Raw genomic sequence first — 8,853 nt, forward strand, 5'->3', positions numbered from 1 at the left:
CCCCGTGGTACAGGATTCAACGGCGCGGGGTGCTCCGGCGCCAGAGGCGGGGGCAGAGGGCCAGCAACAGCAGCAGGGGGGAAGTCGTGCCGCCACCCCCTTCATCCTGCTCAAGGGGAATGATGCCGGTGTTGGGCAGGGCTTCATCCTTGTCACAGCGGGCGCCGACTTGCTGGGCTACCCGCCAGTTGCGCAACTGACCGGTGTCACCGGCGCTGGTGTCGTTGATCTCCAGCAGCCAGCGGCCAGCGAGCGGTTCGCCGTGCAGCTTATCGAGTGATTCGAACGGTACCAGTTCACGGGGGAACTCCCCCTTGAGCCGGGTATGGCTGGCGTAACCCTTGTTCCACAGGCTGATCCGGGTGCCGTAAGGGGAGGTGAGCCAGACCTCCAGCTGCTCCAGCTTGCTGTGCTCCAGATCGAGGGCAACCACGAATCCGCTGTCGATGCGGGCCTTGCTCTCGGGCAGGGTGAGAGTGAAGCGGGACAGGCCGTGCCGCTCACCGCTCACCGCATCTTTGATCTGGCCACCCTGGCCGATGGCCCGCTGCCAGAGCGGTTCACCGATCGGCAGTTGCAGGTCAAGGCGGGTCTGGCGCTCGGTGGGGCTGGGCAGGGTGAGCTGGAACTGCAGCGGCAAGGTGACTGCCTCGCCACAGGTCAGGTTGCTCGCCGCTTCCAGCGGCAGGGTCCAGCGGGCGGTGCCATCGGCGTTGAGCTCTCCTTGCCAGTGACCGTCACCCATGAGCCCCTTGGTCGGGAGCAGGCTGGCGTCAGCCACGGTCAGGGGGCGGCCGCTTTGGTTGGTCAATTCGATAGCGAGGCTCTTTTTCTCCCCGGCCAACAGGTAGCTGTCGTCGGCAAGGCGGGCCGCGATGGGGGTGGGCAGCAGGGCGTGATGGCGGAAGGCCTGCTCCAGCAGCTTGCCATAACTGCGATCCTGATAGAGGCGGTTGGCGGTATCCACGGTGACCCGCGCCAGCTGGGGCATCCGCACCTGCGGGCCGAGGCCGAAGTGGGATTCAATCAGCAGGGTATCGAACTCGTTACGGGCTACCTCGCCATATTGTTCAACGGCCTGGCGCAGCGCGGTGAAGAGCGGGGTGCCCCACAATTGGTCGCCGTTGCTGCCGTTGATGGTGAGGTGAGCCGGATAGAGGAAGCCCGGATGATAGCGTGCCCGCAGATCATCGAGCTGACGGGGCGTCCGGCCGCTGATCCTGGCATCCCAGTTGAAGACCATGAAAGGCTCGAACTGGCGAGCCTCTGGACTACGCTGGCGCCAGCTGGCGGCCAGATAGTCGCTAAAGCCCTCGCCGATGGCGCCCCAGTCACCCTCTTCTCCCATGTCGGGCAGGATATGGTGCTGCACCGCATGGCCAAACTCGTGCCAGATCACCATGGGATCTTCCGCATCGGGTACCCCTATCCGGCCAATTTCCAACCGGCGCAGGAAGGGGTCATAGAGGGAGTTGTCCTGCTCCCCGGCATCGGTATCGATGGCCAGGGGGCCGCCCATCAGCGTCGGGTAGCCAAGGGATTCCACATGGCGCTGTGCCAGATCCAGATGGTAGTAGCCATTGATATCGAGGAAGGCGGGCTGCGGGTGATCCAGCTGGAAGCCATCGGCATCAGGGCTGCTAAAGGGGGCAGTTTCCGGCGCCGTGCCATCCACGACCCGGGCGCGTGGGCCACTCAGCTGGTAGGTGTCATCCACCTTTTGTACCGTGAGCGGCACGGTGCGATAGGCCCCGTTGTCCAGTACCAGATCATGGCGCCACAGCAAATTGCCATCTTGCAGCTGGGTGCGTGGGTCGAGGGCAAAGATGCGGGCCTGCACCGTGGCCGTTTCCCCTGCCAGCGGGGCCGCTTCGGCACGGGTGCTGGCCTCTTGCAGCGTGCGCCCCAGCAGGGCGCTGCCATCGCAGGTGACAAACAGTTGCCAGTGGCTGCTCTTGCTGTTGCCCGGCTGGCTTTCCACCGCCAGCAGACGCCAGGCCGCAGTCAGGGTGTCGCCATCCTGCCAGTACCAAGGCTGGGCTTCGTCACTGCCAGCGAATTGCCACACCGTACCATCCAGCGTGGCGGTATAGGCATCCACCCCGGCGCGGCTTGCTTCATCACATGGCGTCGCCTGTGCCTGCATCAGTCGGGTATTGTGATAAAGGCGCCACGGGCGACCCTGCTCATCGAGACTGACGGCGGCCATCAGGCCGGCGATCGGTGCGCCATTGAGCTGCTGACGATAATGCAGATAGTGGCCCAGCTTGCCTTGGCGCTGATAGGCCGGGGCATCACTCAGGGTGACGCCGAGCTGCTGTTCGAGCCAGAGGCGGGGATCGGCCGGGGCGTCCTGTTCGACAAAACGCAGTTCGGCGGCCTGAGTGGAAAAGCCAGCCAGCCCCAGCAAGAGGGCGGGCAACAGGGGTTTCATAGTGGTACTCCCAATCAGCGGCAGAGTCATTGATTGATCCCCGCCAGATGCAACAAGAAGGCAAATTCACGAGCCCGATCGCCACCACCGGCGCGGTGGCCTCCCTCCAGTTCGGTCAGCAGCAGGTAGGGGCCGGAGCCCGTGCTGTGCTCCCGCAGGCGGGCCAGCCACTTGACCGGCTCCCAGTAGGGGACCTGGCTATCGTGCAGGGCGGTAGTGACCAGCAGGGGCGGGTAGGGGGCGCGGTGCAGGTTGTCGTAGGGGCTGATGCGACGCATCGCCTGATACTCTGCGGGCTTGGCCGGATTGCCCCACTCCTGATACTCCTGACGGGTCAAGGGGAGGGCAGGATCGCTCATGGTGCCGAGCATATCGACGAAGGGAACCTGCAACACGGCGCCGCTAAAGAGTGTCGGTTGCTGGTTGAGGGCCGCAGCAACCAGCGTGCCCCCCGCGCTGCCCCCCATGGCAAACAGGGGCAGGGGAGCAGAGTCGGGTGACCAGTGGCGCAGGGCGTGACCGGCTGCGATAAAGTCGCTGATGCCGTTCTGCTTGTGGATGCCCCGCCCGTCGCGGGTCCACTGCTCCCCCAGCATGCCGCCGCCGCGCACATGGGCGATGGCGTAGACAAAGCCCCGATCCAGCAGGCTCAACAGCTCTTTCTGGTAGTAGGGGCGCATCGGCGTGCCATAGGCGCCATAGCCGTAGAGCAGTACGGCGCGGGGGGCCAGATCCTTGCGCCACACCAGCGAGACAGGCACCCGGGTGCCATCGGCAGAGGTGATCCAGCGCCGCTCGCTCTGATAGGGCAATGCTTTATTGTCTGCGGTGTGCTGGTCGTTGATCCACTGGCCGCTGGTCAAATCCAGCCAGCGCTGGCCGGGGGGCTGACTCAAGCCCTGACTGCGCACCAGAATGCGGTCGCTGGCCGGGTCATGTTCTCCTTGCAGCCAGCCGGTACCGGCGCCACTGGCCAGCGGCAGGCGCTGGCGTTCATGGCCGTTGCGGTCGAGCAGGGCGAGCCAATCCTCCCCCTGCTGGCGAAACTGCACCACCAGATGGCGATCAAACAGTCGCCACTTCTCGGGATCGCCGAGATCCTCCTCTTTGGCGGGCCACAGGCGCTGCCACTCACCGAGCGGCGTGCTGGCTGAGTAGAGGGCAAATGCCCCCTCCCAGTTGCTCTTGATCACCCAGCCAGACTGGCTGTCCAGATAGTATTCCACCCCGCGCTGGCGGGATTTGATTTGCTGCGGCTTGCCGGAGTCGAGCAGGTATTGCTCCGAGCTGTCGTGGTTGTTGCCCTGCAACACCAGATGCTGGCCATCCGTGGTGCGATAGAGGCTGAGCAGCCAGGCGGGATCCTGCTCCTCATAGAGAGTCTGCTCCTGGCCATCCTGCCAGCCGCGCAGCTGCCAGGGGCGCAGGGTGTAGCGCTCGTTGGCGATGGTGTAGAGGGTGCGACCATCTTGTGACCAGGCGAGATCAGCGCTGCGCTGCGCCAAACAGGCCAGCACCTTGCCGCTCTGGAGATCAAGCAGGGTGACCTGATAGTCGAGATCGCCGCGCCTGTCTTCGGCGATGGCCAGTGTGAGGTTATCCGGGCTCAGGGCCCAGCCGCCCGCTTCGTAATAGCCCTCACCCGCTCTGGCGGGAAGCCGCTGCAGCACCTTGCCCCCGTGGCGTTGCCAGAGTGAGCCATCCGGGCGCAGCTGCCATGCCTGATCGCCGCGGACAAGCCAGTCCTCTGGCACAGATTCCCCCGCCGGATGGCGGGCAAATTCGGCGCGCAAGGTTGCTTCCAGCGGCTGCTGCGCGGCGAGCTGCTGCTCGCTCCAGCGATTTTGCTGCTTGAGCAGGGCGAGAATGGCCGGGTTGCTGCGGCTCTCGTCCCGCAACCAGAAGTAGGGATCCTGGCGTACGGGATTGCCTGAAATCAGGTGTGGCTGGGACGGGATCGGGGGTGGCAGGGCCTCTTGTGCCCACGCCAACGGGACGGCCAACAGGGCCGCCATGATTGCATGATGTTTCATCACATCCCCACGAAACGGTAGCTGAGGCTGGCTGACAGGTAGCGGCCGCTCTGGCTGTAGAGGGAGGTGTCGCTGCCAGCCGGGAGTCCGGCCACATCCTGATAGCGGACATAGCGGGTATCGAGCAGGTTGCCGATGGTGGCATTGACCTTGAGCGCCTCGGTGATCTGCCAGTCGCCGGTGAGATCCAGACTGAACCAGCCTGCGCTGCTCTGGCAGGCACCGTTGTAGCCAGTCTGCGCATTGGCGCACTGGGGCACCTTGGTCATGGCGGCGGCATAGTTGCCACTGAGCTCAACCCCCCAGTCGAGCTGTTGCCAGCGCAGGGTGGTGTTGCCTTCCAGCGGTGTCTGGGTGCGCAGCGGCTCACCGCGGTGATCCTTGCCATCCATCCAGGCCAGATTGGTCGAAAGCTCCCACTCGTCGTTCAGCCAGAGGCTGGCGGCCAGCTCGGCGCCCCAGGTTTCTGCTTTGGCAACGTTGCGATATTGGCGCAGGAAGACACCGTCATCGAGGCGGAAACCGGTCTGGCGCCAGTCGATGAAGTTGTAGTAGCGGTTGTAGAAAACGGCCGGTTTGACGCTCCAGTTGTCGCTTTGGCCATTCACTCCCCACTCCAGACTGTGGCTGGTCTCCTCCTTGAGGTTGGGGTTGGCAATGATCTCGAACGGCGGCATGGCAAAGTAGTGAGGAATGTTGCCGTAAACCTGATCGTAAGCGGGGGCGCGGAAGCCGTTGGCATAGCTGAGCCAGCTGCGCCATGTCTCGTTGAAGCGGTAACTGGCCGCCACACTGGGGGAGATGTGGTCGCTGTGGTTCTCGGCCAGATTGCTGTCCGGTGCGCGCAGGCGCTGGCGGTCAAAGCGCAGGGTCGGGGTAAACTGCCAGCTGCCCAGATCGATCACATCGCTCAGCCAGATGCCATCGCGGCGGGTCTCTGCCTTGCTGAAGGGGGCTTTCTGTCCCTGGGTGGTGATGCCATCTTCCAGGGTCAGATTGCTGACCGGCCGTTCGTGGTTGGCCTGCTCCAGCTCCACACCGTAGCTGAAGGTGTGATCCAGCGAGCCGGTGCTCAGCTTGCTCTGCAACTCCAGCTCGCTGCCAAGGCGCAGCTCCTCGAACGTGGAGAGGGTGCGCTGGCTGCGATATCTGGGATAGCCGCTCAGGGCATCGTTGCGCAGCAACTGGCGCTGGTTGGCTTCGTTGCGGGACTGATTGCCAAACAGGCTCCAGTTGAGGGTATCGACCATGCCCAGATCGCTGGCTTCCCAGCTGAACTTGCCGCCCTGGGTGCGCTGATCGCCATCTTCCTGAAAACCGACCACGTCCCAGCTGCCATCGGGTTGGGGCACCGCTTTGGGCCCCATCTGGCGTTTGGCGTGATCCTCGTAGTAGTCCAGCTCCAGCCGCAGAGCGTGATGGGCATTGAGGGGGAGGCGGCTGCTGGTGGAGGCACTCATGCCATCCAGATCCGCCGGAATGCGGTTCTCTTCAAAGTTGGCGGTTTCGTTGCCACGCCAGCCGGAGAGGCGCAACAGATGTTCGCTCTCCAGTGCCCGCACCGCGCCGGTCATGCTGAGCTTCTTCTTGTTGCTGTCGCCACCGTAGAGGGTCTTGGCCGCCAGATAGCTATCTTGCTGTTGCAGATAATCTTCCGGCTGCTTGGTATTCATCACCACGGTACCGCCGATGGCATCGGAGCCATGCAGGGAGGAGCCGGCCCCCTTGGCCACCTCAATCTGTTTGATGTCATCGAGATCGAAGTTGAAGCGACCCACCTTGTCATTGATGTTGTCGGCGCCAAAGCCGTCACTGACGCGCACCCCATCCTTGATCAGCAGGATACGGTTGCCACCGATGCCGCGCACGCTGATGTTTTGCGGTCGCCCGGCAGAGCCGGTGACCGAGACACCGGGGATCTTGCGAAACACATGAGCCAGCTCGCTGGCGACCTGACGGTCCAGCTCTTCCTGGGTGATGACGGTGATGGAGCCGGAAACATCGGAGAGTTTCTGTTGTACCCGTTGCCCGGTGACAATGATGGTGTCGTCGCTGCGCGCCTTCTCCACAGGGGGAAGATTGGCCGCGCCAGCGGAGGCACACAGGAGTGCCGGCCATGCCTGAAGCAGTTTGTTCATAATGATAATTGTTTTTATTTAAGCCTGAGGGCCGGCATTATTGCAGAGGCCTGACCACTTGACAATAAATGGCAATCATTATCATTAAGATCTTATGGTGTTGATATTATTGAGTTATTTGTTTTTAAAAAGAGGCTCCCGCGCGAAGCGGGAGCGGGGGGATCAGGGCTTGAGCAGTTGCAGCGACTCTTCTGCGGCCTTTCCTTGGGAGAGGGTGATATCGACCCGGCGGTTCGCCTGGCGATGTTCGGGGGTGTCGTTGGCAAAGCGGGGTTGGGTGTCGGCAACCCCCTGAGCGATGACTCGTCTGGCATCCAGCTGGGGGTTGGTCAGCATCGTCTGCACGATGGAAGAGGCCCGCAGCACCGAGAGCTCCCAGTTATTGCGATAAAGCTCCACCGGCGCCTGGGAGTTGTCGGTATGACCGGTGACCACTACCTGCCCCGGGATATTGGCCAGAATGCCTGCGATCTTGTTGACCAGCGGGATGAACTGGGGCTGCAGGAACGCCGAATCGGAGGGGAATAGCGCCTTCTCGCCGATGCGGATCACCAGTTGACTGCCGAGTTGCTCGACCTCGAGATCCTTCGATTCAATCTGGGCCTTGAGTTGCTGCTCAAGCTTCTGCTTGGTCACCTGCACCCACTCCTGCTCCTTGGTCTTGTGGGGCCAGGCTTCGGTGGCGCTCGGTTTTTCCGAGGCACCTATGGTCTCGTTGAAGGGGTCCGATGCCGCCATGGGGGCATCTTTTTCCAGTACAGTCTCTTCTTTCGGGCTGCTCGGCGTGGTCTTCGATTCCGGCTCGAGAATCCCTGTTCCCCCCTGCATCAAGGGTGAGCCGGCAGGCGGGGAGATGAGGCCGATTTTACCCAGCGACTCGATAAAGCCCTGGATAAGCACTCGGGTTTCGGACTGCTTGGCCATGGCAAAGGAGTAGAGCACCACAAACAGGGCGAACAGCAGGGTCATGAAGTCGGCATAGGAGACCAGCCAGCGTTCATGGTTCTCCGGTGCTTCAGCCTTTTTCTTTTTGGCCACCGTGACCTCCCAGATAAGGTTCGAGGGTAACTTGCAGGCGCGCTTGGGATTCGCCATCAACGATGCAGAGAATGCCGGTCAGGGTCATCTCCTTGTAGTGGCGGATCTGGTGGGCAAACCCCTTGTAGCGGTTGCCGAACGGCAAGAAGATCAGGTTGGCTGCGGATACCCCGTAGATGGTAGCGATAAAGGCCACCGCGATGGCGCCGCCCAGCTTGTCGGGGGCATCTAGCAGACCCATGGCGTGGATCAGGCCAAATACCGCCCCGACGATCCCCATGGTCGGGCAGTAGCCGCCCATGGCTTCATAGAATTTGACCGTCTGTTCGAGATCTTCCTGTTCAAATTCGATCTCGTTCTCCAGCACCTCGTGTATCTTGGTTTTCTCGTAACCATCAACCATCATCTGTACCCCTTTCTTCAGGAAGGGATCCTTGATCTCGTCGATCATCCCTTCCAGCGCCAGCATGCCGCTGCGGCGGGCGTTGCCTGCCAGGGTCTCCAGTAACTGGGCCTGTTCATGCATGTCGAGCTTGAGGGGGGAGAGCAGCCATTTGAAACGCTTCATGGTGCTGCCGACGACGGAGAAGGGGAACTGGGTCAGAGCGGCACCGACAGTACCACCGATCACGATGAGGAAGGCGGGCAGATCGAGCAGGGCGCTGGGGTGGCCGCCCTCGATCATGTTGCCGCCAAGGATGGCGATCAACGCCAGTACCAAGCCAATCAAGCTCATCTTTTACACGTCCCTGCATGTTGATAATGGCTAGTGTAGCTACTTAAGTATCAGTTTTTCAAAATGAAATCCAATCGCTGAGCAATTAATGGGCGCTGGGTAACGTCCATAAAAGAAGGCGTGTTGCGGCCATGAGATGGCATTGCAATCATCTTGTTGCTCCTGTTGTCACAGGAAGGAACGCTTGTCGGGTGGGGCAATCACAAAAGCAAGGTAGGGGGTGGGGGCTGGCAATACGAAAAGCAGTGATGTTCCATCAGGGCTTTGCAAACCGGGGGATGAGTGCGTGGATGATCTGCCACTGCGTGGCTCTGGCTCACTTGTCGGCATAGGTGTTTGCCGGAAAGCAAAAAACCGACCCTGAGGTCGGTTTTTTTAGATTTGGCGGTGAGGGAGGGATTCGAACCCTCGATACGTTGCCGTATACACACTTTCCAGGCGTGCTCCTTCAGCCACTCGGACACCTCACCAAAT

Annotated in this window: 5 protein-coding genes and 1 tRNA gene; all 6 read right to left on the bottom strand. The window is 61.9% G+C overall.

What is annotated here, in order from left to right; genetic code table 11:
* Positions 1 to 16: 16 nt before the first annotated feature.
* A complete protein-coding gene (locus AB5Y83_RS02640) occupies positions 17 to 2,464 on the bottom strand; it encodes a proprotein convertase P-domain-containing protein (RefSeq protein ID WP_368174655.1) in 2,448 nt (815 codons plus the stop codon).
* Positions 2,461 to 4,467 (bottom strand): prolyl oligopeptidase family serine peptidase, encoded by a 2,007-nt coding sequence (locus tag AB5Y83_RS02645; protein WP_368174656.1) that lies wholly within the window; start codon positions 4,465 to 4,467, stop codon positions 2,461 to 2,463. The genes AB5Y83_RS02640 and AB5Y83_RS02645 overlap by 4 nt, the downstream gene beginning before the upstream one ends.
* On the bottom strand, positions 4,467 to 6,605 hold the full coding sequence (locus AB5Y83_RS02650; protein WP_368174657.1) for a TonB-dependent hemoglobin/transferrin/lactoferrin family receptor: 2,139 nt from the start codon (positions 6,603 to 6,605) through the stop codon (positions 4,467 to 4,469). The genes AB5Y83_RS02645 and AB5Y83_RS02650 overlap by 1 nt, the downstream gene beginning before the upstream one ends.
* Positions 6,606 to 6,767: 162 nt before the next feature.
* Positions 6,768 to 7,643, bottom strand: a complete 876-nt coding sequence (locus tag AB5Y83_RS02655; RefSeq protein WP_106844513.1) for a flagellar motor protein MotB — start codon at positions 7,641 to 7,643, stop codon at positions 6,768 to 6,770.
* Positions 7,621 to 8,379 (bottom strand): flagellar motor protein, encoded by a 759-nt coding sequence (locus AB5Y83_RS02660; RefSeq protein WP_368174658.1) that lies wholly within the window; start codon positions 8,377 to 8,379, stop codon positions 7,621 to 7,623. Before AB5Y83_RS02660 ends, AB5Y83_RS02655 begins: the two co-directional genes overlap by 23 nt.
* A gap of 382 nt (positions 8,380 to 8,761) precedes the next feature.
* Positions 8,762 to 8,849, bottom strand: a tRNA-Ser gene (locus AB5Y83_RS02665).
* Positions 8,850 to 8,853: the final 4 nt, after the last annotated feature.

The organism is Aeromonas sp. R5-4 (assembly GCF_040908215.1).
GTDB classification, from domain to species: Bacteria; Pseudomonadota; Gammaproteobacteria; order Enterobacterales; family Aeromonadaceae; genus Aeromonas; species Aeromonas veronii.

Excerpts from the sequence above, each read along its gene's own strand:
- AB5Y83_RS02640 (WP_368174655.1), bottom strand. The coding sequence starts at position 2,464 with ATGACTCTGCCGCTGATTGGGAGTACCACTATGAAACCCCTGTTGCCC.
- AB5Y83_RS02645 (WP_368174656.1), bottom strand. The coding sequence starts at position 4,467 with ATGAAACATCATGCAATCATGGCGGCCCTGTTGGCCGTCCCGTTGGCG.
- AB5Y83_RS02650 (WP_368174657.1), bottom strand. The coding sequence starts at position 6,605 with ATGAACAAACTGCTTCAGGCATGGCCGGCACTCCTGTGTGCCTCCGCT.
- AB5Y83_RS02660 (WP_368174658.1), bottom strand. The coding sequence starts at position 8,379 with ATGAGCTTGATTGGCTTGGTACTGGCGTTGATCGCCATCCTTGGCGGC.